The sequence below is a fragment of the Mesorhizobium jarvisii genome (genome assembly GCF_003601985.1).
GTDB classification, from domain to species: Bacteria; Pseudomonadota; Alphaproteobacteria; order Rhizobiales; family Rhizobiaceae; genus Mesorhizobium; species Mesorhizobium jarvisii.
In genome coordinates this window covers 501,782-527,065 of the sequence record NZ_QZXA01000001.1, presented here as the reverse complement: position 1 = coordinate 527,065, position 25,284 = coordinate 501,782, and the positions used below count along the sequence as shown (strand labels likewise).

The 25,284-nt window shown below is 63.4% G+C and carries 27 protein-coding genes; 13 read left to right on the top strand and 14 right to left on the bottom strand.

Features of this window, described 5'->3' with window-relative positions:
- The first annotated feature begins 61 nt into the window (after window positions 1-61).
- The 10 genes from ehuB (at window position 62) to D3242_RS02545 (ending at window position 9,193) form a co-directional block, all read left to right on the top strand.
- Window positions 62-913 (top strand): ectoine/hydroxyectoine ABC transporter substrate-binding protein EhuB, encoded by an 852-nt coding sequence (gene ehuB, locus D3242_RS02590; RefSeq protein ID WP_064983370.1) that lies wholly within the window; start codon window positions 62-64, stop codon window positions 911-913.
- Window positions 914-1,133: 220 nt separating this feature from the next.
- Window positions 1,134-1,793: an ectoine/hydroxyectoine ABC transporter permease subunit EhuC gene (ehuC, locus tag D3242_RS02585; protein ID WP_032929174.1), complete on the top strand. Its 660-nt coding sequence runs from the start codon at window positions 1,134-1,136 to the stop codon at window positions 1,791-1,793.
- Window positions 1,793-2,452 (top strand): ectoine/hydroxyectoine ABC transporter permease subunit EhuD, encoded by a 660-nt coding sequence (gene ehuD / locus D3242_RS02580; RefSeq protein ID WP_038645094.1) that lies wholly within the window; start codon window positions 1,793-1,795, stop codon window positions 2,450-2,452. The genes ehuC and ehuD overlap by 1 nt, the downstream gene beginning before the upstream one ends.
- Window positions 2,453-2,455: 3 nt before the next feature.
- A complete protein-coding gene (gene eutA / locus D3242_RS02575; protein ID WP_064983368.1) occupies window positions 2,456-3,235 on the top strand; it encodes an ectoine utilization protein EutA in 780 nt (259 codons plus the stop codon).
- Between the two features lie 5 nt (window positions 3,236-3,240).
- On the top strand, window positions 3,241-4,227 hold the full coding sequence (gene eutB / locus D3242_RS02570; protein WP_064983593.1) for a hydroxyectoine utilization dehydratase EutB: 987 nt from the start codon (window positions 3,241-3,243) through the stop codon (window positions 4,225-4,227).
- Complete coding sequence (locus D3242_RS02565; RefSeq protein ID WP_064983366.1) at window positions 4,224-5,216, top strand: cyclodeaminase; 993 nt, start codon at window positions 4,224-4,226, stop codon at window positions 5,214-5,216. The genes eutB and D3242_RS02565 overlap by 4 nt, the downstream gene beginning before the upstream one ends.
- A 134-nt stretch (window positions 5,217-5,350) precedes the next feature.
- Window positions 5,351-6,529 (top strand): ectoine hydrolase DoeA, encoded by a 1,179-nt coding sequence (gene doeA / locus D3242_RS02560; protein ID WP_064983364.1) that lies wholly within the window; start codon window positions 5,351-5,353, stop codon window positions 6,527-6,529.
- A gap of 5 nt (window positions 6,530-6,534) precedes the next feature.
- The gene (doeB, locus tag D3242_RS02555) at window positions 6,535-7,536 is read left to right on the top strand and encodes a N(2)-acetyl-L-2,4-diaminobutanoate deacetylase DoeB (protein ID WP_027046568.1); all 1,002 of its coding nucleotides are present in this window, start codon (window positions 6,535-6,537) and stop codon (window positions 7,534-7,536) included.
- Between the two features lie 213 nt (window positions 7,537-7,749).
- On the top strand, window positions 7,750-8,871 hold the full coding sequence (locus D3242_RS02550; RefSeq protein WP_064983362.1) for an acyltransferase family protein: 1,122 nt from the start codon (window positions 7,750-7,752) through the stop codon (window positions 8,869-8,871).
- Window positions 8,872-9,052: 181 nt separating this feature from the next.
- Window positions 9,053-9,193, top strand: a complete 141-nt coding sequence (locus D3242_RS02545; RefSeq protein WP_223217773.1) for a hypothetical protein — start codon at window positions 9,053-9,055, stop codon at window positions 9,191-9,193.
- A 71-nt stretch (window positions 9,194-9,264) separates the two neighbouring features.
- Here D3242_RS02545 and D3242_RS02540 read toward each other — a convergent pair whose 3' ends face one another.
- The 8 genes from D3242_RS02540 to D3242_RS02505 form a co-directional block, all read right to left on the bottom strand.
- A complete protein-coding gene (locus tag D3242_RS02540; RefSeq protein WP_027046569.1) occupies window positions 9,265-9,720 on the bottom strand; it encodes a MaoC/PaaZ C-terminal domain-containing protein in 456 nt (151 codons plus the stop codon).
- Window positions 9,717-10,793 carry a Gfo/Idh/MocA family protein gene (locus D3242_RS02535; protein ID WP_064983361.1) on the bottom strand — a complete coding sequence of 359 codons (1,077 nt, stop codon included), beginning with the start codon at window positions 10,791-10,793 and terminating at the stop codon, window positions 9,717-9,719. Before D3242_RS02535 ends, D3242_RS02540 begins: the two co-directional genes overlap by 4 nt.
- Entirely contained in the window at window positions 10,786-11,115 is a 330-nt protein-coding gene (locus tag D3242_RS02530; protein ID WP_019856705.1) for an L-rhamnose mutarotase, read from the bottom strand. Before D3242_RS02530 ends, D3242_RS02535 begins: the two co-directional genes overlap by 8 nt.
- 9 nt (window positions 11,116-11,124) lie before the next feature.
- Window positions 11,125-12,237, bottom strand: a complete 1,113-nt coding sequence (locus D3242_RS02525) for a mandelate racemase/muconate lactonizing enzyme family protein (protein WP_064983359.1) — start codon at window positions 12,235-12,237, stop codon at window positions 11,125-11,127.
- Between the two features lie 3 nt (window positions 12,238-12,240).
- Window positions 12,241-13,338 (bottom strand): ABC transporter ATP-binding protein, encoded by a 1,098-nt coding sequence (locus D3242_RS02520; RefSeq protein ID WP_064983358.1) that lies wholly within the window; start codon window positions 13,336-13,338, stop codon window positions 12,241-12,243.
- A 4-nt stretch (window positions 13,339-13,342) separates the two neighbouring features.
- Complete coding sequence (locus tag D3242_RS02515; protein ID WP_019856708.1) at window positions 13,343-14,209, bottom strand: carbohydrate ABC transporter permease; 867 nt, start codon at window positions 14,207-14,209, stop codon at window positions 13,343-13,345.
- Entirely contained in the window at window positions 14,209-15,105 is an 897-nt protein-coding gene (locus tag D3242_RS02510; RefSeq protein ID WP_120145483.1) for a carbohydrate ABC transporter permease, read from the bottom strand. The genes D3242_RS02515 and D3242_RS02510 overlap by 1 nt, the downstream gene beginning before the upstream one ends.
- Before the next feature lie 127 nt (window positions 15,106-15,232).
- Window positions 15,233-16,552: an ABC transporter substrate-binding protein gene (locus tag D3242_RS02505; protein ID WP_019856710.1), complete on the bottom strand. Its 1,320-nt coding sequence runs from the start codon at window positions 16,550-16,552 to the stop codon at window positions 15,233-15,235.
- A 170-nt stretch (window positions 16,553-16,722) separates the two neighbouring features.
- Here D3242_RS02505 and D3242_RS02500 point away from each other — a divergent pair, with 170 nt between their 5' ends.
- Window positions 16,723-17,508, top strand: coding sequence for an IclR family transcriptional regulator (locus D3242_RS02500; protein WP_019856711.1), 786 nt, complete (start codon window positions 16,723-16,725; stop codon window positions 17,506-17,508).
- Window positions 17,509-17,573: 65 nt separating this feature from the next.
- Complete coding sequence (locus tag D3242_RS02495; RefSeq protein WP_064983356.1) at window positions 17,574-18,413, top strand: amidohydrolase family protein; 840 nt, start codon at window positions 17,574-17,576, stop codon at window positions 18,411-18,413.
- 63 nt (window positions 18,414-18,476) lie between these two features.
- On the opposite strand, the gene D3242_RS02490 is transcribed toward D3242_RS02495, so the two are convergent.
- The 6 genes from D3242_RS02490 to D3242_RS02465 form a co-directional block, all read right to left on the bottom strand.
- On the bottom strand, window positions 18,477-19,622 hold the full coding sequence (locus D3242_RS02490) for an extracellular solute-binding protein (RefSeq protein ID WP_064983591.1): 1,146 nt from the start codon (window positions 19,620-19,622) through the stop codon (window positions 18,477-18,479).
- Between the two features lie 14 nt (window positions 19,623-19,636).
- On the bottom strand, window positions 19,637-20,797 hold the full coding sequence (locus tag D3242_RS02485; protein ID WP_064983589.1) for a CaiB/BaiF CoA transferase family protein: 1,161 nt from the start codon (window positions 20,795-20,797) through the stop codon (window positions 19,637-19,639).
- Window positions 20,798-20,799: 2 nt separating this feature from the next.
- The gene (locus tag D3242_RS02480) at window positions 20,800-21,351 is read right to left on the bottom strand and encodes a MaoC family dehydratase (protein WP_038645105.1); all 552 of its coding nucleotides are present in this window, start codon (window positions 21,349-21,351) and stop codon (window positions 20,800-20,802) included.
- 364 nt (window positions 21,352-21,715) lie between these two features.
- Entirely contained in the window at window positions 21,716-22,699 is a 984-nt protein-coding gene (locus D3242_RS02475) for a Tim44 domain-containing protein (RefSeq protein WP_064983354.1), read from the bottom strand.
- Between the two features lie 62 nt (window positions 22,700-22,761).
- Entirely contained in the window at window positions 22,762-23,055 is a 294-nt protein-coding gene (locus D3242_RS02470; protein ID WP_019856716.1) for a TFIIB-type zinc ribbon-containing protein, read from the bottom strand.
- A 193-nt stretch (window positions 23,056-23,248) separates the two neighbouring features.
- Window positions 23,249-24,238 carry a zinc-dependent alcohol dehydrogenase family protein gene (locus D3242_RS02465; RefSeq protein ID WP_038645107.1) on the bottom strand — a complete coding sequence of 330 codons (990 nt, stop codon included), beginning with the start codon at window positions 24,236-24,238 and terminating at the stop codon, window positions 23,249-23,251.
- Between the two features lie 102 nt (window positions 24,239-24,340).
- Between D3242_RS02465 and D3242_RS02460 the strand changes: the two genes are divergently transcribed.
- Complete coding sequence (locus D3242_RS02460; protein ID WP_038645109.1) at window positions 24,341-25,243, top strand: LysR family transcriptional regulator; 903 nt, start codon at window positions 24,341-24,343, stop codon at window positions 25,241-25,243.
- Window positions 25,244-25,284 lie beyond the last annotated feature (41 nt).

Sequence of the window (25,284 nt, the reverse complement as noted above, 5' to 3'; positions counted from 1 at the left end):
GTCCTCAAGGGACGGAAAGCCGCCCCAAACAAACCAAGACAAGAAACAGGAGTTGGGAACAATGAAGAAACTTGGCATTCTGGCCGGCGTCGCCGGCCTTGCACTGACGGCGGTGCTGGCCGCCTCGATCCCGGGTTCGGCCGACGACAGCAAGCTCGAGCAGTTGAAGTCACAGGGCTTTGCCCGTGTCGCCATCGCTAATGAGCCGCCCTACACGGCGGTCGCGGCCGACGGCAAGGTTTCTGGCGCGGCGCCCGACGTGGCGCGCGAGATCTTCAAACGCCTCGGCGTTGGCGACATCGTCGCCTCGATCTCGGAATATGGCGCCATGATCCCCGGCCTGAAGGCCGGCCGCTTCGACGTCGTCACCGCCGGCCTGTTCATGAAGCCGGAGCGTTGCGCCGCGGTCGCCTATTCCGAACCGGTGCTGTGCGACGCCGAGGCGATGCTGGTGAAGAAGGGCAATCCGAAAGCCTTCAAGAGCTACGAGGACGTCGCCAAGGACACATCGGCCACGATCGGCGCGCCCGGCGGTGGCACCGAGGAGAAGCTGGCGCTTAACGCCGGCGTGCCGCGCGAACGCGTCATCGTCGTGCCGGACGGCCAGAGCGGCCTGAAGATGGTGCAGGACGGCCGCATCGACGCCTATTCGCTGCCGGTTCTGTCGATCAACGATCTGATGAAGAAGGCCAACGACCCGAACCTCGAAGTCATCGCCCCGGTCCAGGGTGCCCCGGTCTATTGCGACGGCGCCGCCTTCAAGAAGGGCGACGAGGCGCTGCGCGATGCCTATGACATCGAGCTCGCCAAGATGAAGAAGTCGGGCGAATTCGCCAAGATCATCGAGCCCTACGGTTTCTCGGCCGCCGCCGCGATGTCGACGACGCGCGACAAGCTCTGCTCGGCGAAGTAGGCGCCTCTTCTTCCTTCTTCCCGTTTCACGGGGAGAAGGTGTCACGAAGTGACGGATGAGGGGCGGCGCCAAGTTTGGAGAAGCTGGAGCCGCCCCTCATCTGCCTGCCGGCTTTCGTCGCTCGAAAAGCCAAGCAATTGGCTTTTCGCCCGCTACGCAGACCGCTCCTCAACTCGCCGTGAACGGGGAGAAGGGGCTAAAATGGAACGTTGGAACCTAGATGACCCAGTGGTCCGGCTATCTCGGCCTGATATTGCAGGGAGCGCTTGTCACCATCGAGCTGACGCTGATGGGGTCGGTGCTTGCCCTGATCATGGCCTTTCTGGCCGGCATGGGACGGCTGTCGCGCTTCTTCGCACTGAGGGCGCTCGCCACCGCTTATATCGAATTCTTCCGCGGCACCTCGATCTTCGTGCAGCTGTTCTTCGCCTATTTCGTGCTGCCGCTGATTGGTCTCGAACTGACCCCGCTGCAGGCCGGCGTGCTGGCGCTGGGCCTGAACGTCGGCGCCTATGCCGCCGAAGTGGTGCGCGGCGCCGTTCAGTCGATCGGCCGCGAACAGCATGAGGCCTGCATCGCGCTCAATCTCGGCCGCTGGCAAGGCCTGCGCCATGTCATCCTGCCGCAGGCCTTTCTAGTGATGCTGCCGACCTTCGGAAACAACGCCATCGAACTGCTCAAGGCCACCTCCGTGGTCTCGCTGATCTCGCTCGCCGACCTGACCTTCCAGGCGCAGGTGGTGCGCGCCCAGACCGGCAACACGATGGTGCCTTTCGCCACCATCCTGGTCATCTACTTCGTCCTTGCACTGCTCATTTCTTGGGGCGTGCGCTCGCTGGAACGCCGCATGGCGCGCGGCCTCGATGGGGTGCGCGTCTGATGGAGTGGGACTGGGATTTCGTATGGCAGATCATGCCGACGCTGATCCAGGGGGTGAAGATCACCATCCTGGCGACGCTGCTCGGCTCGGTGCTGGCGGCGATCGTCGGGCTGGGGATCGCGCTTGCGCGCCGCTCGCCCAACAAGGCGTTGTCGCGTACTGTCGGCTGGGCGGCCGAGTTCATCCGCGGCACACCGCTTCTGGTGCAGCTCTATTTCATCTTCTACGTGCTGCCCGACATCGGCATCCTGCTGCCGCCGCTGGTCGCTGGTGTCATCGGGCTCGGGCTGCACTACGGAACCTACACGGCGGAGGTCTACCGCGCCGGCATCGACAATGTACCGCGTGGCCAGTGGGAGGCCGCCAAGGCCTGCAATCTCAGCGCCCGGCAAACCTGGACGCACATCATCATCCCTCAGGCCATCCCGCCGATGATCCCGGCACTGGCCAATTATTTCATTGCCATGTTCAAGGAGACGCCGTTGCTCTCGGCGATCACCGTGCTGGAGCTGATGAACCAGGCCAAAAGCGTCGCCAACACCTATTATCGTTACATCGAGCCGATCACGCTGGTCGGCGCATTCTTCCTCGCCATCAGCCTTTGTTCGGTCGTGCTGCTGCGCTGGCTGGAACGCCGTTACGGCAAGATCGAGAGGTAGCCGATGAAACCCTTGCCCGAGATCAAGGTCTATCCCAGTCGGCCATCACTCGATGAGCGTCCGCTCGACAAGCGCGTCGGCCTGATCATCCTGGCCACGGATCACACCAGCGAACCGGATTTTCGCCGCATGGTGGCGAGCGAACGCATCGGCGTCTATGTCGCGCGCATTCCCTATGCCAATCCGACGACGCCGGAAAATCTGCGCAAGATGCAGCCGGCGCTGACGGCGGGTGCTGCCCTGATCCTGCCCGACGAGAAGCTCGAGGCCATCTGCTACTCCTGTACGTCGGCCTCGGTGGTGATCGGCGATGCCGAGATCGAGACGGCGATCCAGGCGGCCAAGCCTGGCGTTCCCGTGGTCACCCCGCCAATGGCCGGCATGCGCGGGCTGAATGCCTTCGGCGTGCGCCGGATCAGCATTCTGACCCCCTACACGGTCGAAACCTCCAGGCCGATGGCCGCCTATTTCGCCGCGCGTGGTTTCGAGATCGCCAGCTTCACCTGTCTCGGCTTCGAGGACGATCGCGAGATGGCGCGCATCCCGCCGACAGCCCTTGTCGATCTCGCGCGCCAGGCTACGCATGCGAGTGCCGACGCGCTGTTCGTGTCTTGCACGGCGTTGCGCGCTGCGCTCGCGGTCACCGGCATGGAACAGGCCATCGGCCGTCCCGTTGTTACCAGCAATCAGGCGACCGCCTGGAACTGCTTGCGCCTTTGCGGCGACGAGACAGCCCATCCTGAATTCGGCCGTCTGATGACGCTGCCGTTGCCGCGCGATTGATGATCATGAGACAGGTTACGCTTGAGCATATTCGAGCCGCGCGTGAGCGTATTGCCGGCAAGGTCGAGCGTACGCCGACCGTGCTTTCTTCGAGTCTTTCCGAACAGCTGGGCGCACAGGTTCACCTCAAGCTCGAACACCGGCAGACCACCGGCAGCTTCAAATTGCGCGGCGCTTCGAATGCCATCGCTTCGCTCCGTGCTGACGAAAAGGCGCGCGGTGTTGTCGCGGCCTCGACCGGCAATCACGGTCGCGCGCTGGCGCATGCGGCGAAGCTCGAAGGCATGCGCGCGGTGATCTGCATGTCGCGGCTGGTGCCGCAGAACAAGCTGGACGAAATCCGTCGGCTCGGCGCCGAGGTGCGCATTGTCGGCAACAGCCAGGACGACGCCCAGCAGGAGGTCGAGCGGCTGGTGGCGGAGGAGGGGCTGGTGATGCTGCCGCCCTTCGACCATCCCGCCATCATCGCCGGGCAAGGCACGCTCGGGCTGGAGATGATCGAGCAGGTCCCGGAGGCCGGTCTCGTGCTGGTGCAGCTTTCCGGCGGCGGCTTGGCCTCCGGCGTTGCCGCAGCGGTCAAGGGTGTCAGCCCCGGCACAAAAGTCATCGGCGTTTCGATGGCGCGGGGTGCTGCGATGAAGGCGAGCCTCGATGCCGGCCGGCCTGTCCTGGTGGAGGAACTGCCGACGCTGGCGGATTCGCTTGGTGGTGGTATCGGCCTCGACAATAGGCTGACCTTCCCCATGTGCCGCCACCTGCTCGACGAAATCATCCTGCTCGGCGAGGACGAGATCGCCGCCGGCATCCGCCATGCCTATGCGCAAGAGCGCGAGATCGTCGAGGGCGCCGGCGCGGTCGGCATCGCCGCGCTTCTAGCAGGCAAGGTCAAGGCGGAAGGGCCGGTGGTCGTACTTCTCTCGGGCCGCAACATCGACATGAACGCGCATCGCCGGATCGTCTGCGGCGAGGCGATCGGGGAGCGCGCCGCATGAGCCGTATGACGATTCTGACCGAAGCAGAACTGCGCAAGATCGTAACGCTCGATCTCGACGCCGTCGCCTGCGTCGAGAACGCTTTTCGCGCGCTCGCCACTCTGCCCGTGGCGATGCCGCCGATCCTGCGGCTCGACATTCCCGAGCATCGCGGCGAGGTCGACGTGAAGTCCGCTTATGTGCCCGGTATCGACGGCTTCGCCGTGAAGATCAGCTCCGGCTTCTTCGACAATCCAAAGCTCGGCCTGCCGAGCGGTGGCGGCATGATGGTGCTGCTTTCGGCAAAGACCGGTGTGGTCGAGGCGCTGCTGCTCGACAATGGCTACCTGACCGATGTCCGCACCGCTGCAGCAGGCGCGGCCGCGGCGAAGCATCTGTCGCGCGAAGACGCCACCGTGGCAGCAATCTTCGGCGCCGGTTTGCAGGCAGGTCTGCAACTGGAAGCACTGCGCCTTGTCAGGCCGATCGCCGAAGCCCGCATCTGGGCGCGCGACGCCGCCAAGGCCGAAGTCACCGCTGCCCGCTTGCGCGAAAGACTGGGCATTGTCGTGCGCGCCGAGCCCGATGCAGCAAATGCCGTTGCCGGCGCCGACATCATCGTCACCACCACGCCGTCGACGGAGCCGCTGATCAAGGCAGGCTTCATTTCGGCCGGCCAGCACATCACCGCCATGGGCTCGGACGCCGAACACAAGAACGAGGTCGCGCCGGCCATCCTGCGCATGGCCGATCTCTACGTCGCCGACAGCGCGCGCCAGACGCGGCGTCTGGGCGAACTGCATCATGCCATCGCGGCAGGGGTGATGGCCGCCGATGAAGAAGTGACCGAACTCGGCCAGATCATCGCCGGCGAACGACACGGAAGACGTTCGGCCAGCGATATCACCATCGCCGATCTGACCGGCACCGGCGTGCAGGACACCGCGATCGCCACGCTCGCCCGCGACCGCGCGCGGGCGGCTAATGCCGGAACCATTTTTGAAAGCTGATGCTGGCCGCAAAGCATGATCCGGAAAAGTGGGAACCGGTTTTCCGATCAGATCATGCTCAAGCAAAATTCCTGGAGCCGGGTTCACCGAAGTTGAAACGGGCTCCAGGGCCTAACAAACGAGGACCAAGAACAATGCAACCGAATCTGAAATTCTCGCGCGGCGAATTTGCGGATCGCCTCGCCAAGACGCGGCGAGCCATGGAGGCCAAGGGCGTCGAGCTCCTCATCGTCAGCGACCCTTCCAACATGGCTTGGCTGACCGGTTATGACGGCTGGTCCTTCTACGTGCACCAGGCGGTCATCGTGCCGCCGTCGGGCGAGCCCGTCTGGTACGGCCGCGGCCAGGACGCCAACGGTGCCAGGCGCACCGCCTATCTCGCGCAGGACAACATCGTCGGCTACGCCGACCACTATGTGCAGTCGACCGAGCGCCATCCGATGGACTTCTTGTCCAGCGTGCTCGTCGATCGCGGCTGGGGCAAGCTCACCATCGGCGTCGAGATGGACAATTACTGGTTCTCGGCCGCCGCCTTCGCCTCGTTGCAGAAACATCTGCCCAATGCCCGCTTCGTCGACGCCACCGCGCTGGTCAACTGGCAGCGCGCGGTGAAGAGCCCGACCGAGATCGAGTACATGCGCAAGGCCGCCCGCATCGTCGAAGCCATGCACCAGCGCATTTTCGACAGAATAGAGATCGGCATGCGCAAATGCGATCTCGTCGCAGAGATCTATGATGCCGGCACGCGCGGCGTTGACGGTATTGGCGGCGACTATCCGGCGATCGTGCCGCTGCTGCCGTCCGGCGTGGACGCCTCGGCGCCGCATCTGACTTGGGACGACCAGCCGATGAAGCGGGGCGAGGGCACCTTCTTCGAGATCGCCGGCTGCTACAACCGCTACCATTGTCCGCTGTCGCGCACCGTCTTCCTCGGCAAGCCGACGCAGGAATTCCTCGATGCCGAGAAGGCGACGCTGGAAGGCATGGAGGCGGGCCTTGCCGCCGCAAAGCCCGGCAACGCCTGCGAGGACATCGCCAATGCCTTCTTCGCCGTGCTGAAAAGGTATGGCATCGTCAAGGACAACCGCACCGGCTACTCGATAGGTCTGTCCTATCCGCCGGACTGGGGCGAACGCACCATGAGCCTGCGCCCCGGCGACCGCACCGAACTCAAGCCCGGCATGACCTTCCATTTCATGACCGGCCTGTGGCTGGAAACGATGGGGCTGGAGATCACCGAGTCCATCTTGATTACCGAAACCGGTGTAGAGTGCCTGGCCAATGTTCCGCGCAAACTGGTGGTGAAGAATTGAGCCAGATGTCCAGCCTCCGCCCGTCACCGATCACACCGACCGTCGATTTCGGTCGTGACGGCGTCCAGCACGGTTTCCTGCGCCTGCCATACAGCCGCGACGACTCGGCTTGGGGCTCGGTGATGATTCCGATGTGCGTCGTCCGCAACGGCAAGGGACCGACGGCGCTGCTGTCCGGCGGCAATCATGGCGACGAGTATGAAGGGCCGTTGGCGCTCTACGATCTCGCCCGCACGCTCGACCCGAAGCAAGTCAGCGGCACGGTGATCATCGTGCCGGCGATGAACTATCCGGCCTTCCGCGCCGGCACGCGGACCTCGCCAATCGACAAGGGCAACATGAACCGCAGCTTCCCCGGCCGGCCGGACGGCACGGTGACCGAGAAGATCGCCGACTATTTCCAGCGCGAGTTGCTGCCCCGCGCCGACATCGTCTTCGACTTCCACTCCGGGGGAAAGACGCTGGATTTCGTGCCGTTCTGCGCGGCCCACACTCTGCCCGACAAGGCACTGGAGCAGAAAGCCTTCGATGCGGTGGCGGCATTTTCGGCGCCCTTCTCGATGCGCATGATCGAGATCGACTCGGTCGGCATGTACGACACGGCGGCCGAGGAGATGGGCAAGGTCTTCGTCAGCACCGAGCTTGGCGGCGGTGGCACCTCGCGCGCTCAAACGGTGCGGATTGCACGGCGTGGCATTCTCAATGTGCTGCGTCATGCGGGCATTGTTGCTGGGGCGGTCGAGAAGGGCAGAACTCAATGGCTGGATATGCCGTCTGGCGATTGCTTCTCCTTCGCCGAGGAGGACGGCATGATCGAAACCATGGTCGATCTCGGCGAGCCCGTCGAAGAGGGCGCGGTGCTGGCACGGATCCATTCGGTTGGCCGCACGGGCATTGCCCCGCAGGAGATCCGGGCAAAAATGTCGGGTATGCTGGCGGCGCGGCATTTTCCCGGCCTGGTCAAGGCCGGTGACTGCGCGGCGGTGGTCGCCGTGGAGGTCGATTGATCGAAGGCGGCTGCGTCCCGGCACATGCCGCGCGGCTTCCGGCGATTGCGGCTGGCCGCGCCGGATTTTCTCCATCGGATGGAAGTGTAAATTAACGAGAGGCGGGCAAACTAGGCATTGGCAAGCGGGCCCTCGCTCTGCTGCCATCGTTGCGGGCATTGGACCGCGCGACATGGCGATGATCGTTGAACGCCCGGGCGCCTGGTCTGAAACATGAGATCTTCGACTGGAGAACACTATCCGGCGCTGGACCATGTTCGTGGCCTAGCGGCTTTCCTGGTCTTCACCTGGCATTTCCTCCACCAGTCTCCAGAGGGGCCGGTGCCCTATGGTTTTGTACCTGCCGTGCCCATTTTCAGCCTGCTGGATGAGGGGGTCACCGGCGTTTCATTGTTCATGACGCTCTCCGGCTACCTGTTCGCCAAGCTTCTTGATGGGAAACAGGTCAGCTATCTGCCCTTCTTCGCCAACCGGGCGCTGAGGCTGCTTCCGCTCCTGCTGGCCGTGATAGCCATCGAGGCTTGCCGCGTATCTATGGCGGGCCAGTCCCTGGGCGGCTATTTCACCGACGTCGGGAAGGGGGTGATCTTTCCAACCCTCCCGAACGGCGGCTGGTCGATAACAGTGGAAGCCCACTTCTACATCCTGCTGCCGTTCCTGCTGATGGCGTCCCGACGCTTCCTGTTCGCCCCATTGCTGTTCATCGCGGCGGCCATTTTTCTGAGGTGGGCACTTTACGTGCACCTCGGCGAGGTACAGTCGGCGGCGGCCTGGACCATCATTGGCCATGCCGATCAGTTCCTCGCCGGCATCCTTGCGTTCCATCTCCGCGCCCATGCGAAGGACCGGCACTGGCTCGCGCTAGCCGTTCTGCTGGCCTTTTCGGGGTTCTTCTGGTGGTTCGATGCCGCGGGAGGGTTTTACCAGCTTGAGCGGTATCCCTCGCCGCATTGGATATGGATCATCCTGCCGACGGTGGAGGCGGCGGCCTATTCGTTTGGGATCGCCTATTACGACACCAGCTTTCCAAGGCAGCGAACAGGCTTGCCGTTCAAGATCCTGGAGAAGGCTGGGGCCTTCAGCTATTCGATCTATCTCCTGCACCTGTTCTTCGTCATGCAGTTGGCGGCGTTCATCAACGCGAACATCATGGGCATAAGCAATTTCTACATTGCCTGCCTCTGGTCCTTGCTGTGCTTTCTGGCGACGATCCCGATCGGCTATCTCAGCTACACCTGCATCGAAGCGCCATTTTTGCGCCTGCGCATACGGTATGCGGAGCCGGCTGTTGCCGATCCGGTCCTGTTCAAGGATCGGCCGGCCACGGCAGCATAGGCGAGCTGCCTGCGCCGGGCAGCGCCCTGCACGAATATTCGACAGAGACCATCGGCTCGGCGCATCTCGCTATCAGCGCTGTCCAGTCTTCAGCGGCGTGTGCCGTACCGTACACGAGGATACTCATATCCAGTTCGCTGGTTTTCCACTACTCTGGAGTCCGCGTGTCAGGGAGCATCGATTGCGTGGATTTGTGGAAAGCCTGATCGAGAGGCCGCAGACAGTGGCGGAGCAGGTCGCCAACGTCCTGCGCGAAGCCATTGCCAGCGGAACGCTGAAGGCCGGCACCGCGTTACGCGGCGGCCTGTCGCGAAAATCCTAGTCGGGATGGTCCTGCTGCTCGGGGCTCAAGCGCATCACCGCGCGACCGGTTCGTAAGAACCACGCTGTTCTTCAGCTCTGCGCCGGCTTGCGTTCGACGATGTAGATATGATCGGCCGCCAGCACGACCTCGCCGCGCTGGTTGATCACCTCGCAGCGTTCGATCACGCGTCCCGAGCCCGGCCGCTTGGGATCGTCTTCCTTGGCCGTAATGGTGGTGCGCGTGCGGATCGTGTCGCCGATGAACACCGGCTTGATGAAGCGCAGCCGGTCATAGCCATAGGAGAAGGCGACGGGGTTGACGATGCTTGCCGTCAGCCCGATGCCGACCGAGAACACCAGCGTACCATGCGCGATGCGCTGGCCGAACGGCGTCGTCTTCATGTACTCGGCGTCCATGTGGTGCGGGAAGAAATCGCCGGTGTGGCCGGCATGGACGATGAAGTCGGTCTCGGTGATGGTGCGGCCGCTGGTCAGCCGCGAAGAGCCGATTTCATAATCTTCGAAATATTGGATCTGTTCCATCAGGGTCTTTCCGCGATCGGCGTCGCCGGCGCCGCGCTCGATCTATAGGCGGCTTCCACCAGCGCCATGGTGCTCCAGGCGTCCTCGACCGAGCTGACCAGTTCGTCGTCTTCTCCTGATGCGAAGCGCTGGACATTGGCCATGCGCCCGACGAAGGCGTCGGGGAACCACTCGCCGGCAAGCGGTACCGCGATCCAGTCCGTTGCGCCCTTCGGATGGATTTCCAGAATGTCCGGTTCGCCCCGGGGATAGTCGAGGTTCAGGCCGAGCTTGAGATAGGCCGCCCCCTCGGTGCCGCAGATGCGGAATTCGCAGGCCTGGTGGCGGCGGCCGAACTTGTGGTCGTGGTTGATCGACAGCGCGCAGCGCATGGTGTCGCCATAGTCGAGAATGGCGCTGGTGCGCGTCTGCGCCACCTTGTGGTTGGGATGGCCGAGCGTCTTGGCGTGGACGCCTTTGGGATCGCCGAGCAATTGCCGGATGAGATCGAGATAGTGGATCGAGTGCATGGCGATCTCGACGCGCGGCGCCTTGAGCAGGAACTCCCACAACTCCCACGGTGTCGCCAGCGCCAGCCAGGCATCGAAGTCGACGACTTCGCCGAGCCAGCCCCTGGCGATAGCGTCCTTGAGCGCCAGCATCATCGGCGCGAAGCGCAGCTGAAAGTTCACGGCCGCCTTGAGGTTCTTGGCACGGCAGATTTCGAGGATTTCAGTTGCCTCGCCGAGATAGTTGCCCATCGGCTTCTGGATCAATGCGACCGCAGCGTCGGGCAGGGCTTTCAGGATCTCGGCGTGCCGTCCCGGCGGGGTCGCCAGATCGAAGATCGCATCCGGGACGGATGCGGCTTCGTCGACCGAACGGAACGCCGTCATGCCCCATTTGTCGGCCAGGGTTTTCGCCTTGGCCTGGTCGGGATCATAGAGGCCGGCAATCGGAAAGCCGGCTTTGCGATAGGCGGGAAAATGCGCGTCCCCGACGATCGATCCGGCACCGAAAGTGACGATCGGGCGAGGCTTCGAGGGTGTTGGCCAGGACTGGACGAGTAAGGCAGGGTCGAAACCGCCCTCAGTCATAGTGGAAGACCTCGTCCGTGCTGGCCCACCATTCGCCCTCCTTGCGGGTCGTGAGCGGCTCCTGGCATGGTATGCAGACCGACCACCATTCCTGCGTCTTCGGGTCGGCGGCCATCTTGGCCATGTCGGCCGCATAATCGGTGCCGTGATATTCGAAATAGGAGAACAGCAGATTCTCCGGCCGCTTCAGATAGATCGAATAATTCTTGATGTTGCAGGCCGAGATCATGGTCAGCACGTCGGGCCAGACGGCGGCATGCAGGCGGACATACTCCTCGACCTTTTCGGGCTTCAACCCCAGCACCATGCCCATTCGCTGCATATCCGACTCCTACTTCGTGATCGCCGTAGTGAATTCGGCGATGCTCATGGCCTTGACCGCGTCCCAATCCCAGTCGATGCCGATGCCGGGTTCGTCGGGCGCCAGCGCATGCCCATCCTCGATGCGCATATGCTTGCCGGTCAACTGGTCGAGTTGCGGAATGTACTCGACATACCTGCCGTTCTGAACCGCGCAGGTCAAGCTGACATGCAGCTCCATCAGGAAATGCGGGCAGACCGGAATGTCGAAGGCCTCCGCCGCATGGGCGATCTTGAGCCATGGCGTGATGCCGCCGATGCGGCCGACATCGACCTGCACGATCGAGCAGGCGCCTTTCTGCATGTATTCGCGAAAATGGCGGATCGAATAGAGCGATTCGCCAATGGCAATTGGCGTCGGCGTCGAGTTGGACAACCTGATATGGCCGTCAATGTCGTCGGCCGGCAGCGGTTCCTCGATCCAGGCGAGGTCGAGCTCGCGCAGCCGCGCCGCGCGCCGGATCGCCTCGTCGACCGAAAACCCCTGATTGGCATCGGTCATGATCTCGTAGCCGTCGCCCACCGCCTTGCGCACCGCCGACAGGCGGGCGAGATCCTCCGATCCGTGCGGCCTGCCGATCTTCACTTTCGAGCCGCGAAATCCCTTGGCCTTGGCGGCCAGCGCGTCGTCGACAAGTGCTGCCGTCTCGATGTGCAGCCAGCCGCCCTCGGTGGTGTAGAGCGGGCAGCGATCCTTGGCACCGCCGGCCAGTTTCCACAACGGCAGGTTCTGCTTCTTCGCCCTCAGATCCCAGAGCGCCGTATCGATCGCCGCAATGGCGATGGAGGTGATCGCACCGATGGTCGTCGCATGGGTGGCGAATTCGAGATCGTGCCAGATCGCCTCGATCATGTCGGGGTCGCGGCCGATCACGCGTGGCGCCAGATGGTCGGACAAGAGCCGCATCACCGACGAACCGCCGGTGCCGATCGTGTAGCTGTAGCCGGTGCCGACCGCGCCGTCGGAATCGGTGATGGTGACGATCGGTGTTTCCTGGCTGACGAAACTCTGGATGGCGTCCGTGCGCTTGACCTTGGGCACAAGGTCCACCATCCGCAGTTCGATTTTCTCGATTCTAGCCATCGGTCAGCTCCGCAATGTCTTTCCGGTCTCGGCGGCAAACAGATGCGCCTGCGACAGGTCGAGGCTCATCGCCACCCGCTCGCCGGAGCGCAACGGGCGCGGGTTCAGCATGCGCGAAACCCAGTCGGTGCCGTTGAACTCGACGAACACCAGCGTCTCGTTGCCGAGCGGTTCGGTGACGGTGATCGGCAGGTCGATCTGATGGACGTCGGCCGCACCGCCGGAGCTGATGCCATGGCCGGTCGGATAGATGTCGTCTGGCCGCAGGCCGAACACGACCTTGTCGCCGGTCGCGACATTGGCCTTGAATTGGGCGGGTAGCGGCAGCTTTTCGCCGCTGGCGAAAACCAGTTGGCCGTCATCGACCGTCGCCTCGTGCAAATTCATCGGCGGCGAACCGATGAAGCCGGCGACGAAGCGTGTCGCCGGGCGGCGGAAGACCTCGTCTGGCGTGCCGACCTGTTCGATATGGCCGTCGCGCATGATGACGATGCGGTCGGCCAGCGTCATTGCCTCGACCTGGTCGTGGGTGACGTAGATCACTGTCGACTGCACCTTGGCATGCAGCTTCTTGATCTCGGTGCGCATCTGCGTCCTGAGCTTGGCGTCGAGGTTGGAAAGCGGCTCGTCGAACAGGAAGACGTCAGGGTCGCGCACGATAGCGCGGCCCATGGCGACACGCTGGCGCTGGCCGCCCGACAGTTGCGACGGGCGGCGGTCGAGCAGCGTGTCGAGGCCCAGGATGGCCGAGGCCTCGGCGACGCGGCGCTCCATGTCCTCCTTGGCCGCACCGGCGATCTTCAAGGAGAAGCCAAGGTTTTCGCGCACGGTCATATGCGGATAGAGCGCATAGGACTGGAACACCATCGAGATGTTGCGCGAGCGCGGCGGCAGATCGTTGACGATCCGCCCGCCGATCTCGATCGAGCCGGCGCTGATCTCTTCCAGTCCGGCGATCATGCGCAAAGTCGTCGACTTGCCGCAGCCTGACGGGCCGACCAGCGCGATGAATTCGCGGTCGGCAATATCGAGATCGATGCCATGCACGATCCCGATATTGCCGTAGCGCTTGGTCAGTTTTTTCAGGGAAACTGTTGCCATGGGATCAGCCTTTCACCGCGCCGGAGGTCAGGCCGCCGACAAGGTGTTTCTGGACGATATAGGTGAGGGTGAGTGCGGGAATGATCATCACCACGGCCAGCGCGCACATGCCGCGCCAGTCGATGGTGAATTCGGCCGTGTAGTCGAGCAGGCCGACCGGCAGCGTCTTGGCGCTCACCGAGCGGGTCAGTTGCGAGGCCAGCGCGAACTCGTTCCAGCAGGTCAGGAAGGCAAAGATGGCGGCAGACGCAATGCCCGGCCCGGCGAGCGGGAACTCGACCTGCCAGAAGGCCTGCCAGCGCGTGCAGCCATCGATTTGTGCTGCCTCCGCGAGGTCTTTCGGCACCTGGCGGAAGAAGCCGTCGATCAGCCAGATGGTGAACGGCACGTTGAGCGCGACATAGGCGAGGATCAGCCCGAAATGCGTGTCGATGATGCCGAGCCGCACATAGAGGAAGAACAGCGGCAGCGACAGTGCGATGCCGGGCACCGTGCGCGTCAGCATCAGGCCAAGGAAGACGCTGGATTTGCCGCGGAAGCGGTAGCGCGCGAAGGCATAGCCGCCGGCCATGCCGATGGCCACCGCAATGATCGTCGAGGTCACCGAGATGATCAGCGAGTTGCGGAAATATTCGATGACCGGGATGCCGCCTTTGCCGATGCCCGAGAACATTGCGATGTAAGCGTCGAACGAGATCTCCTGCGGGATCCACACCGGCGGCTTGGCCATGATCTCGACGGTTGGCCGCAGCGACGAAAGCACGATCCAGAGGCCGGGCAGGCAGATGGTCAGCATCGCCAGGAACAGGCCGATGCGATGGACGACACCTAGCAGCCGTCGCTTCAGGCGGGCGGAAGAATTCTCGTCCATCACCACTCCGCGCCGATCTGCGTGCGCGCCGCGGCGAGCTTGTTGAAGAAATAGACGGTGAAGGCAATCGACAGCAGGATCGAGAAATAGGCCATGGCGTTGGCCATCCCCATGCGGCCGTCGCTGTAGGCGGTGCGTGCCACCAGCGTCCACAACAGCTCGGTGCGGCCCGCCGGTCCGCCATCGGTCATGATCTTGACGATGTCATAGGCGCGCGCGACGTCGAGCGAACGGATGGTCATGGCGATATAGGCGAAAGGCATGACGAACGGCCACGTCACATAGCGGAAGGTCTGCCAGGGCGTGCAGCCATCGACCCGCGCGGCCTCGATCGGCTCCTTGGGCATGGCGAGCAGGCCGGTGAGGATCAGGATGGCGAAGATCGCGGTCGACGACCAGATCTCGGCGATCGAGATGGCGATGAAGGCGAGATGGCCCTCGATCAGCCACGGAATGGCGTCCTGCGTGATGCCGAGCGACTGCAGGGCGTTGTTCACCAGGCCGATATTGTCGTTGAACATGAACTTGAACTGGAAGCCGACGAGGATCGGCGAGAACATCATCGGAAACATCATCAGCGTGCGCAGGATGCGCTGGCCGCGCGTCGCCTTCTCGACCAGCATGGCGAGGCCGAGGCCGAGCAGCATTTCGAGATTGAGCGCGATCGTCAGCAGCAGCACCGTGCGCCCGAACGCCCACCAGAAATCGGTGTTGGCCAGGATCGAGAGATAGTTCCGGAAGCCGACGAAGACGAAGAATGTTTCGGGCTTGGTCAGGCGGAACGGTGTGAAGCTGGAATAGAGCGACAGAAGCAGCGGCACGACGACGACCGCGGCCAGCACGATGAAGGCTGGAAGCAGCAGCAGGAATGGCGCCGATGGCTTGAAGCCCTTCATCAGAATCCTGTTGCGTTTTTGCATTGCGTGGGCGAGGCGCCGAAAGGCGGTGTGCATCGCGGGGCCTCCGGCGAGACGCGATCGCCTCCCCCATTCATTATGGGGGAGGCGGCCTTGGGAGACGGTTCTAGAGCTTGCCGGCATCCTGCAGGATTTGCGTCGCCTTGGCGGCGGCTTCGTCCAATGCCTGCTTGGGGGTCTTGTCGCCCAGGATCGCCGCCTGAAGTTCGGGATAGACGGCGTTCGAAATCTCGATCCACTCAGGCGTCTGCGGCACGGCGAAGGCGTGCTTGGCTTCTTCCTGGAAGGCGGAGAGAACCTCCTTCTTGTAAGGATCGTTTGCGGCCTGCTTCAGGTCCCAATCCCACACGGCCGTGCGTGTCGGCAGCGGGCCTGCGGCGGCTTCCAGTTTCTGGCTGTCCTCATTGGTCAGCCACCAAACGAGCGAAGCGGCGGCGGCCTTGTTCGGGCAGTTCTCGGTCACCGAGAAACCGTGGAAACCGGACCAGCCGGTGCGCTTGCCGGAAGAACCCTTCGGCGCGACCTTCACGCCGACATTGCCCGCCACCTTGGACGATTTCGGATCGTTGAAGAAGCCGGCCCAGCCCGGCCAGTCCAGATTGATGGCGACGGTGCCCGAGGCAAAGCCCTGGCCGAGATCGTCCCAGAGATAGTTGGTCGTTCCGGCCGGCACGGCCTTGGCCTTGTACAGATTGACGAACCAGTCGAGCGCCCGGATGCCCGCCTCCGAGTTGAAGACCGGCTTGCCGTCCTTGTCGAGATACTCGCCGCCCTCGGCGACCACCATCTCGTAGAAGCGGCCATTGATCGCCTCTTCCTTGCCGGCGAACTGCGTGCCGTAGAAATTGGGCGGGTTGGCGAAGAACTCGGCCTGGTCGGTGACTTCCTTCCAGCTGTCCGGCGGCACCAGGTCATAGCCGTATTTGGCCTTGAACTTGGTCTTGTTGTCTGCGTTCTCGTAGAGGCTCTTCTGGTAGTAGAGCGCCGAGACGTCGAACTGCGCGCGCGGCAGCATCTCCAGCTTGCCGTCAATGGTTGCCGCCTTGATCGTCGACGGCACGAAGGCGTCGATCTCTTCCTTGGGCAGCAATTTACTGAGGTCTGTGTAGAGGCCGGTATATTGCGGCGCGAAGGACGAATGGTTCCAGCCGACGCACCAGTTGGTGCTGCCAGAGGCGATGTCGGACTTCAACTCCTTGTCGATGTCGAAGCCATTCTTCTTGGTCAGGATGTTGACCTTGGCGCCGGTGGCCTTTTCCCATTCGGGAATGCGCTCATAGAGCTTTTCATATTGCTGGCCGCCGATCAGTTTCACGTCGACGGTGACGCCTTCGAACTTGCCGGGCAGGTCGCCGGCAAGGGCCGTGCCTGCACCAAATGCAAGCACCAATGCGCCGGCGGAGACGCCGGAAAGCAGTCTGTTCATTGGTTTCCTCCCTGGGTGCGCCTTAGCGGCGACCGCAACTTGTCCGCGTGACAAGAAATGCTACATTCATATACAAACAAAACATTCATACGTACGTCAAGGGCGAAATTTGTTTCCGCCGGGCGCATTCCTGCGTATATGAAGAATCGATTTCACTGGAGAAATGCCTCATGGATGACAGCGAAGACGAGCGCTACCGCGCGCCGGCGCTCGACAAGGGGCTCGACATTCTTGAGCTGCTGGCCGGCGTGGACGGCGGCCTTACCCAGGCCGAAATCGCCAAGAAACTTGACCGCAGCCCCAACGAATTCTACCGCATGCTCGACCGGCTGGTGCGGCGCGGCTATGTCACAAGGCTGGATGGCGACCGCTATTCACTGACGCTGAAACTGTTCGGCCTGGCGCAGCTGCACGCTCCGGTGCGGCGGCTGGTGTCCTACGCCACACCACTAATGCGCGAACTGGCCGAGACCTCGCAGCAGGCCAACCAACTCGTTGTTTTTGATCGCGGTTCCGCCGTCGTCATCGCCCAGCAGGAGGCACCGAACTACTGGGGCATCTCGATCCGCGTCGGCTCCCATATCAGCCTGTTCGACACCGGTTCGGGCCATGTGCTGCTTGCCTTCCGCTCGCAGGAAGAGCGGCAGATGATGATCTCCGAACACGTCCGCAGCACCGACAAGACGGCGCAATCGGCCGAGTTCTTCACCCGGCTCGACCAGATCCGTGACCGTGGCTACGAGATGATGGCCTCGATGCAGACCGCCGGCGTCTTCAACCTCTCGGCTCCAGTACGCAGTTCCGACGGCAAGGCCATCGCCGCCCTGTCGATCCCTTACATCACCGTGGTCAATGCGCCGTCCGCGCCAGATATCACCAGGACAATCGAACTGCTGCTGGCGACGTGCGAGAAGCTGTCGCATCTGGCTGGCTCGGCTGTAGGGTCGGCCGCATAAATTCTTATTTGAATGAAGAATTCCTCCGTGAGATAATTTGACAAAGCCAATTTGGAGGAGCTCCAGTGATCATCGATACCCATCTGCATCTCATCGATCGCTCGGCCTTGCGCTATCCCTGGCTTGCCGGGGTGCCGCCGCTCAACCGCGATTTCTCCTACGAGGAATATGCCACCGAGGCGCTGCGTGTCGGCGTCGAGCGCGTGCTGCACATGGAGGTCGATGTCGATCCCGCTGACATTGAAGCCGAGACCGCACGGGTGGAAGGTCTGTCGCGACAGGCCGGCAGCATGCTGGTCGGGGCGATCGCGTCCTGCCGGCCGGAAGATGCTGACTTCCCGGTCTATCTCGAAAGGCAGCGGGCAAATCCTTTCGTCAGGGGTTTCCGCCGTGTGCTCCATGTCGTGCCCGACGATCTGTCGGAGGGCGCGGTGTTTCGCGACAACATCAAGCGGCTTGGCGGTGCCGGCCTGACCTTCGATCTCGTCGTGCTGCCGCACCAGATTCCGAAAGCAATAGCGCTGGCCGACCTCGCACCCGACGTCCAGTTCGTTCTCGACCATTGCGGCGTTCCCGACATCAAGGGCGGCGCCGAGCATCCCTGGCGCGAGCATATGAGCGAGATCGCGCTGCGTCCGAACGTCATGGCCAAGATCTCCGGCGTCGTCGCCTATGCCGATCCCGGCAGCTGGACGGTCGGGACGCTGCGGCCCTATGTCGAGCACACCATCGCTGCGTTCGGCTGGGACCGTGTCGTCTGGGGCAGCGACTGGCCGGTCTGCACGCTCGGTGGCGGCCTGTCGACCTGGGTCGCGGCGACCCACGCGCTGCTTTCCGGCTGCAGCATCGCGGAGCGCGACAGGTTGCTGTCGGGCAATGCCCGCAAGCTCTGGCGGCTGGAATAAGTTGGATTTGCCTCGGCATCTCGCCGGGGCGTAGCCCGGACGTTCTACTCCGTTCGGTTTCGTTCAGGCTCCTCTACCGGCAGCGCCGGACACCTGCGCGGGGGCACTCTCCCGGAACAGGCTGACGAGATCGGCAACCACCTCGGCGGCCCTGTGTCCGGAAGTCATGCCGGACAGGATGCGGTCGGACGCTGCCTGCTGGAACGCCATGTAGCCGTCATGACGCGGCCGCACCCATGCGCCTCCCAGCGTCGCGCGCGTGTCGCGATAGAAATTGCCGGTCGCGGCATTGACGGTGTGGTCTTCCCAGGCGGCAGCATGGCCTGGTTGGCCACCGGCAGCGGCATAGGCGCCGCGCTGCACGTCGCCGCTGGCGACCCAATAGGCAAAGTCGGTCGCAGCCTCCTTCGCCTTGGAAAAGGCTGACACCGCTATGCCGGTGCCGCCGAGCGCCGAGCCGACAGGGCCGTTGGCGCCAATGACCGGGATGTCGGTGAAGGCCAGCCGGCGCGCGCGAAACCCTGATAGCGCATAGGAAGCGTAGCCATAGATCAGCGGCGCGCAGACGATCTGGGAATCGGCTTCCGCCATGCGTTCGGAAACCGCGATCGGATCCATCTCCAAACAGGCCGGTTCGACCAGGCCGGCGATCTCTCGCATCATTTCGAAGACTTGGCTGCCGGCCTCGCTATCGATGAGATCGCGGGACGGATCGGTCACGCAAGCGTGCCCGAGATTGCCGGCAAGCGTGTAGAACACCATCAGCACATGCGGCGGGCGCAGCGGCAAAAGCACGTGTCCTTGCCGGGCGAGGTCGAGCACCTCGCTCCAGCGCGCCGGCGGCGCATCGAGCGCGTCCGGCCGCCATGCCTGGACCTGGCTGGCCGCATCGATCGGAAAGGCCCATTGCCGCCCTTGCCAGGCGTAGCTTGGATAGGACTGGCCGACGCTTCCCGATGCAAGGGCTGCGCGCTCGACCTCGCGGCCGGCGACATCCAGCGGCGCGAGGCAGCGTTCCGCGGTGATCTGGCCGACATGCGGATGGTCGATGACGATCAGATCATAGGCGCGCGCCAGTTCCTCGACCGGGAAGGATTCGAAATCCTGCAGCGAGCGCTTGTCCCAGTCGATGGCGACGCCGGTCTTCTGCTGCCAGAGCGACGAGCAGGCGACCATCGGATCGTAGCCGCGCGGATGGCTCCAGGTCATGCCCTTGAGCGTGGTCACAGGCCGAACTCCTCGCGGATCGCGGCACTGTGCTCGCCGATGCGCGGTGCGGCGCGATCGACCTTGGCCCTGACACCGTCGACCCTGAGCGGCGAACTGGTGGTGAGGATCGAGACATCGTCCTCGCGCGTCACCGTCTGCAGCATGTCGAGCGACTGGAAACCTTCGCTGGCCAGCATCTCCGGCCAGGTCAGCACCTTGGCGCACCAGATGTCGGCCGGCTCGAGAATGGCGAGCCATTCGTCGATGGTTTTGCTGGCGATCCGCTGCGCGATGATCGCCTTGATGTCGTCGCGCGCGGTGAACCACGAAGCCGGTCTGTCGCGATAGGGCGCCAGCTCATCGAGCGACAGCAGGTCGGCGAGTTTCGGGATCGGCGTCATGGCGATGGCGAGGTAGCCGTCATTGGCCTGGTAGACACCATAAGGCGCCGAGAGATAGGCATGCGCGCTGCGGAAGCTGGAGCGGCGTGGCAGACGGCGGCCGTCATTGAGATGCGTGGTCAGCACCTCGAACTGGAAGTCGACCAACGCTTCCAGGAGGCTGGTTTCGATATGGCTGCCCTGGCCGGTGATGCCGCGCCGCACCAGCGCCGCCAGAATGCCTTGCGCGCAGGCCGCACCCGCCAGCATGTCACCGATCGCAAGGCCGAAGGGCACCGGCCCCTGGTCCTCGTCGCCGTTCAGCCACATCACGCCGGAGCGCGATTGGGCCAGGAGATCCTGGCCGGGCCGCTTGACCCATGGGCCGTCCTCGCCATAGCCGCTGATCGACGCGTAGACGAGCCGCGGGTTGATCTTGCGGACGGCTTCGTTGTCGAGGCCGAGCCGCTCGATGACGCCGGGCCGGAAATTCTGGATAAGCACATCGGCCTTGGCCAGAAGCCCGCGCAGCGCCTCGAGATCGGCCTCGTTCTTCAGGTCGATGGCAAAACTTTCCTTGGCGCGGTTGATGGCGTGGAAGATCGTGGAATCGCCGCCGATCTCGGTGTCGCTGAGATAGAGCCGGCGCGACAGGTCGCCGCCATCCGGACGCTCGATCTTGATGACACGGGCACCGAGATCGAGCAGGCGCAGCGAGCAATAGGGGCCGGACAGGAACTGGCTCATGTCGACGACGGTGAGACCGGCAAGCGGCAATTCGGCGGCTGCCGGCATTTTCATTTCTCCGTCTTGCCGACGAAATCGGCCGGGTTGCGATACTTCACCGTCTGCAGATGCTCGCAATAGAGGACCAGCTCGCCTTCGCCCTTGAACACTTCGTAGCTGGCACGGATCAGCCCCATCTCCTTGTAGCGCGGCGTCTTGTCGAGGTTGGAGCGGATCGAATAGATCGTGTCGCCAATGAAGACGGGCTTTATGAAACGGAGCTTGTCATAGCCATAGGAAAAGGCGTTGACGCAGTTGGTGGCGACCAGCCCCAGCCCCGCCGAAAAGACGAAAGCACCGGCGATCAGCCGCTTGCCGAAAATGCCTTCGCTTTCGGCGAACATCTGGTCCTGCACATAGGGGTGGATGTCGAGCACCAGCGTGTTGAAGAGATGGCTGTCGCCTTCCGCCATCGTGCGCCGCAACGACCGAATTTTCTGGCCGACCGGCCAGTCCTCGTAGAACCAGTTCTCGGCGTTCCACACTGGCAGTGCCGCGTGCGCCTCAGGCATGTTTTTGGGGTAGGTCGATGCGATGCCGACGGTGGGCGCGAAGTCGTTCATGGCTGGCTCCGGCAGTCTCGCAGGAGGCTTAGGTCAGCCATTTGAACACGCCTCAAAGCGCCGGACTGCATGACGTCTCCTCCCGCCAATCTTCTTTTGTAAATAGTATTTTCACATATGGGATTACGTTGCAAGCGAGGGCGGGGCGAATTTTTCCCAATCCCGCGCGCTCACGCGCGGGCAGGCGGGGGGAAATCATGAAAAAGGATTGCCTGGTCTTTGTCGGCCGCCTGAACCGGGAGGCGCCTTATTTCAGCGCGCAGGCGTGCTGACGGACATCGGACGCACCATCGAGATCGGCACGCCGATGTGCGTCAGGATCGTGCGCTGAGGCGCTACCGACGCACCCGTACGATGGTCGGGCTCAGGCCTGTTGGATTGCCGAGAGCTTCCAGTTCGAGCCATTCTGACGCGTAAATGTCCACAGCTCGGTCGTCTCTGTCGGATGGTTCTCGTCGCCCTCGACAACCTTGCCGCTGGCCCGCTCGCGCATCACGTCGCGAGACTCGTAGCGCAACGCGGCCGTGGCGTAGTCGCGGTCATCCTCGCGCCAGCTTTCCGCGATGTCGGCCTGCAGCAAGGTGATATCGGAGACCTCGTTCCTGAGACCTTTCTGGGCATTGTCGGCCAGCTCTTCCGAGAGATAGGACACCATTTCGGGCGTCGTCGCCCGGCGCAGGGCGGCATGGTCTTCGCGCCCGAATGCTTCCTGGACGTCGGTCAACAGCTTCTGGAATGCGTCGAGGTCGCTCTGAGCCAGTGTGATCTCCTCCGAGACGTCAGCCGGTGAGCCTCCGCCCGAACCACCGCCAAAGCCGGGAATTGCGAACGAGCTTGCCTGCTGCTGCGCCGCAGCACGGTTCTCAAATCGCGACGCCTGCGCATTGCCGGCACCGGCCAGCGCCGGGGCAGGGCCCTGCGCCGACTGCGAGCGGAAGAAGCGGATGGCCAGCATGATCGTGCCACCGATGAGCAGGGCTTGGAGCAGGAAGCCGAACATGCCGGCCAGACCACCGAAGCCTTGGCCCAGGAGCAGGCCGATCAGGCCGCCGATCAGCAGGCCGCGCATCATCGTTCCACCGAAGCCGCTCATGAAGCCGGGCCTCTGCAGGCCGGCCTGCGGCTGCCGGGCGGCAGAGTTCACACCGGTGTTGGGTGTCATCGAACGCTCGACCGGAGCGGTCGGCGCCGGCGCCGTCCTCGTTGGCGGTGCCGACTGGAACGTGCGCGTGCCGCGACTGCCGAAACTGCCGCCACGCCGAGCCTCGGCATGATCGATCGCGACCATGGAGAATGCGAGGAACAGTCCGGCGAACAGGGCTGCAAATCGGCTGGTGCGAGACATCATCGGAGATGAACCTTTATCGGTATGGTTTTGGAAATTTTAAGCAGGTGCCGGGCGCCATGCGGTCAATCGAACAATTCTTCGAAGAAGGATTTCTTCCGCTTGGGGTAGCGGTGGCCCTGCGAGCGCGAATAATCGTCATCGCGGCCGTGTTGCGGCTGGGAGAAGGCTGCCGGCTGTGGCTGCGCCGCAGGCGACGCTTCCCTGCCGGAACGCTCGATGATCTTGTCGAGTTCGCCTCGATCAAGCCAGACGCCACGGCACTGCGGACAATAGTCGATCTCGATACCCTGGCGTTCGCTCATCACGAGCGCGACGCGGCAGGAGGGGCAAACCAAACCAAGGAGGGAAGATGTCATACGGGGCTCCAAACCGAAAGGATTGAGCCCGCTTGACCGAAAAAGGTGGAAACGGGCCCGTTAAAGCGGTCCGACATCACAATCACCAGAAGCGATCGTCAGAGGGGCCCGGCCCGCACCACACAGTTAGGAATGCCGAGCCAGGCCTTCAAGGGCGATATTGCCGGAATGATTTGTTCGCCGCTGCCGTCGCTCAAACCGTTACGATGATCTTGCCGAATTGCTCGTTCGATTCGAGGTAGCGGTGCGCCTCGACGATCTGGTTGAACGCGAAGCTCCGGTCGATGATCGGCCTCAGCGTACCCGTCTCCAGGCCTTCGAGGATGAACGCCTTGGCGACCTCCAGCTTCTCCGGGGTGCCGGTGATTTCGTGCACGAGATAGCCACGCAACGTCAGCGTCTTGCCCAACACGGCAGCCAGAGGGAACGGCGTCGGCTCGGGGCTCAACCCGCCATATTCGATGAGAATGCCGCCCTTTGACATTGCCGCCGTCAGCGGCTCGAAGATCGGACCACCGATTGCATCGAGCACGACGCGCACGCCTTGCGGCCCCGCGATCTCGCTCAGCCGTGCGGCGAGATCCTCCTCGGCCAGGACGACAACCTGCGCCGCTCCGGCATCGAGCAGGGCCTGTTTCTTTACCGATGTTCGCGTCACCGCGATCGCTGTCGCGCCAACCTTGTTGGCAATCTGGAGCGCGGCAAGCCCGACGCTGCTTGAGGCCGCGGTGATGACGACAGCGTCTCCGCTGCTCAGTTTGGCGATATCGATCAGGGCGCCATAGGCGGTGAGATATTGCATCCAGATCGCCGCCGCCGTCTGCCAGTCGAGCGACGATGGGTGCTTGACGATGAGCCTGGCGGGATAGGTGACCAGCTCGCCGTAAGCGGGCCAGCGCACCATCGATTGCGGCGGGATGACGCTGACAGCGTCGCCCGGGGCGAAATCCTTCACGCCTTCGCCTACCGTTTCGACAATGCCTGCCGCTTCCAGCCCGAGCCCGGAGGGCAGGGGCGGAGTCTCGATATAGCTGCCCGCGCGCAGCAGCGCCTCGGCACGGTTGAGTCCGAGCGCCTTGACGCGGATTTGAACCTCACCCGGACGCGGTGGAGTGAGGTCGATATCCTCGATGCGCAGAACTTCGGGACCGCCATGCTGGTGGAAGCGGACAATACGAGCCATTCGGGTTACTCCTAATTATCTGAACCGAATGAGCTATGCAGGCAGAGGCTTCATGGATAAATGGGCGTAGGGATAAAGCAGTAGAAACCAGAGGTTTCGAATATGGATAGGCTCGAGAGCATGGCCGTGTTCGTCAAGGCGGTCGACCTTGGCTCGTTCGCGGCTGCGGCGGTGGCGCTCGACCTGTCCGGGCCGATGGTGGGCAAGCATGTCCGCTCTCTCGAAGAGCGGCTCGGCGTACGCCTCATCAACCGCACCACGCGCCGCCAGAGCCTGACTGATTTCGGCCGCGCCTATTACGAACGCTGCCGCATCGTGCTGGCCGAGGCGAAAGCCGCCGATGCGCTGGCCGCCGACCAGTTTTCGGAACCGAGAGGCAGACTGCGCGTGACCATGCCGGCGCATTTCGGCCGCCACTGCGTCACCCCCGTGTTGCTGAAGCTGGCGCGGCACTATCCGATGCTGGAACTCGATCTGTCGCTCAGCGACCGCTTCGCCGATCTCGCGGAGGACGGCTTTGACCTTGCCATCCGCACCGGCGATCTTGAGGACAAGGCCGGCGTGATCGCGCGCCGCGTTGCACGCCAGGGCATGGTTGTCTGTGCCGCGCCTGCCTATCTCGGAATCCATGGCGAACCGCGGCGGATCGAAGATCTCGCCGACCATCAGGCAATCGTCTATCGCCGGCTCGGCCAGGTCGTTCAGCCCTGGCTGTTTGCGCGTGAAGGGCAATCCGTACAGGAGATCATCCCCAGCGGTCGGCTGCGGCTCGACGATCTCGACGCCATCGCCGATGCAGCGGCCGAAGGCATGGGGCTGGCGTGGCTACCGTGGTGGCTGGTCCGCGAGCGCATAGAGGCCGGTGCGTTGGTCGCGCTGTTGCCGGACCAGCCGCACTATCTCTACGACTGCCATGCGCTCTGGCTGCAGACGCCGCATCTGCCGCTCAAGGTTAGGCTCGCCATCGATGCGCTGGCAGCCGCCCTGCCGAAACTGATGGGCTGATCGCCGAGAGCAGGCTTGCGCTCTTTGAGGCGCCGCTTACC

What these genes read in the sequence shown, in the direction of transcription:
- ehuB (WP_064983370.1), top strand. Translation starts at nt 62, where the DNA reads ATGAAGAAACTTGGCATTCTGGCCGGCGTCGCCGGCCTTGCACTGACG.
- ehuC (WP_032929174.1), top strand. Translation starts at nt 1,134, where the DNA reads ATGACCCAGTGGTCCGGCTATCTCGGCCTGATATTGCAGGGAGCGCTT.
- ehuD (WP_038645094.1), top strand. Translation starts at nt 1,793, where the DNA reads ATGGAGTGGGACTGGGATTTCGTATGGCAGATCATGCCGACGCTGATC.
- eutA (WP_064983368.1), top strand. Translation starts at nt 2,456, where the DNA reads ATGAAACCCTTGCCCGAGATCAAGGTCTATCCCAGTCGGCCATCACTC.
- eutB (WP_064983593.1), top strand. Translation starts at nt 3,241, where the DNA reads ATGAGACAGGTTACGCTTGAGCATATTCGAGCCGCGCGTGAGCGTATT.
- D3242_RS02565 (WP_064983366.1), top strand. Translation starts at nt 4,224, where the DNA reads ATGAGCCGTATGACGATTCTGACCGAAGCAGAACTGCGCAAGATCGTA.
- doeA (WP_064983364.1), top strand. Translation starts at nt 5,351, where the DNA reads ATGCAACCGAATCTGAAATTCTCGCGCGGCGAATTTGCGGATCGCCTC.
- doeB (WP_027046568.1), top strand. Translation starts at nt 6,535, where the DNA reads ATGTCCAGCCTCCGCCCGTCACCGATCACACCGACCGTCGATTTCGGT.
- D3242_RS02550 (WP_064983362.1), top strand. Translation starts at nt 7,750, where the DNA reads ATGAGATCTTCGACTGGAGAACACTATCCGGCGCTGGACCATGTTCGT.
- D3242_RS02535 (WP_064983361.1), bottom strand. Translation starts at nt 10,793, where the DNA reads ATGACTGAGGGCGGTTTCGACCCTGCCTTACTCGTCCAGTCCTGGCCA.
- D3242_RS02530 (WP_019856705.1), bottom strand. Translation starts at nt 11,115, where the DNA reads ATGCAGCGAATGGGCATGGTGCTGGGGTTGAAGCCCGAAAAGGTCGAG.
- D3242_RS02525 (WP_064983359.1), bottom strand. Translation starts at nt 12,237, where the DNA reads ATGGCTAGAATCGAGAAAATCGAACTGCGGATGGTGGACCTTGTGCCC.
- D3242_RS02520 (WP_064983358.1), bottom strand. Translation starts at nt 13,338, where the DNA reads ATGGCAACAGTTTCCCTGAAAAAACTGACCAAGCGCTACGGCAATATC.
- D3242_RS02515 (WP_019856708.1), bottom strand. Translation starts at nt 14,209, where the DNA reads ATGGACGAGAATTCTTCCGCCCGCCTGAAGCGACGGCTGCTAGGTGTC.
- D3242_RS02510 (WP_120145483.1), bottom strand. Translation starts at nt 15,105, where the DNA reads ATGAAGGGCTTCAAGCCATCGGCGCCATTCCTGCTGCTGCTTCCAGCC.
- D3242_RS02505 (WP_019856710.1), bottom strand. Translation starts at nt 16,552, where the DNA reads ATGAACAGACTGCTTTCCGGCGTCTCCGCCGGCGCATTGGTGCTTGCA.
- D3242_RS02500 (WP_019856711.1), top strand. Translation starts at nt 16,723, where the DNA reads ATGGATGACAGCGAAGACGAGCGCTACCGCGCGCCGGCGCTCGACAAG.
- D3242_RS02490 (WP_064983591.1), bottom strand. Translation starts at nt 19,622, where the DNA reads ATGACCTGGAGCCATCCGCGCGGCTACGATCCGATGGTCGCCTGCTCG.
- D3242_RS02485 (WP_064983589.1), bottom strand. Translation starts at nt 20,797, where the DNA reads ATGCCGGCAGCCGCCGAATTGCCGCTTGCCGGTCTCACCGTCGTCGAC.
- D3242_RS02480 (WP_038645105.1), bottom strand. Translation starts at nt 21,351, where the DNA reads ATGAACGACTTCGCGCCCACCGTCGGCATCGCATCGACCTACCCCAAA.
- D3242_RS02475 (WP_064983354.1), bottom strand. Translation starts at nt 22,699, where the DNA reads ATGATGTCTCGCACCAGCCGATTTGCAGCCCTGTTCGCCGGACTGTTC.
- D3242_RS02470 (WP_019856716.1), bottom strand. Translation starts at nt 23,055, where the DNA reads ATGACATCTTCCCTCCTTGGTTTGGTTTGCCCCTCCTGCCGCGTCGCG.
- D3242_RS02465 (WP_038645107.1), bottom strand. Translation starts at nt 24,238, where the DNA reads ATGGCTCGTATTGTCCGCTTCCACCAGCATGGCGGTCCCGAAGTTCTG.
- D3242_RS02460 (WP_038645109.1), top strand. Translation starts at nt 24,341, where the DNA reads ATGGATAGGCTCGAGAGCATGGCCGTGTTCGTCAAGGCGGTCGACCTT.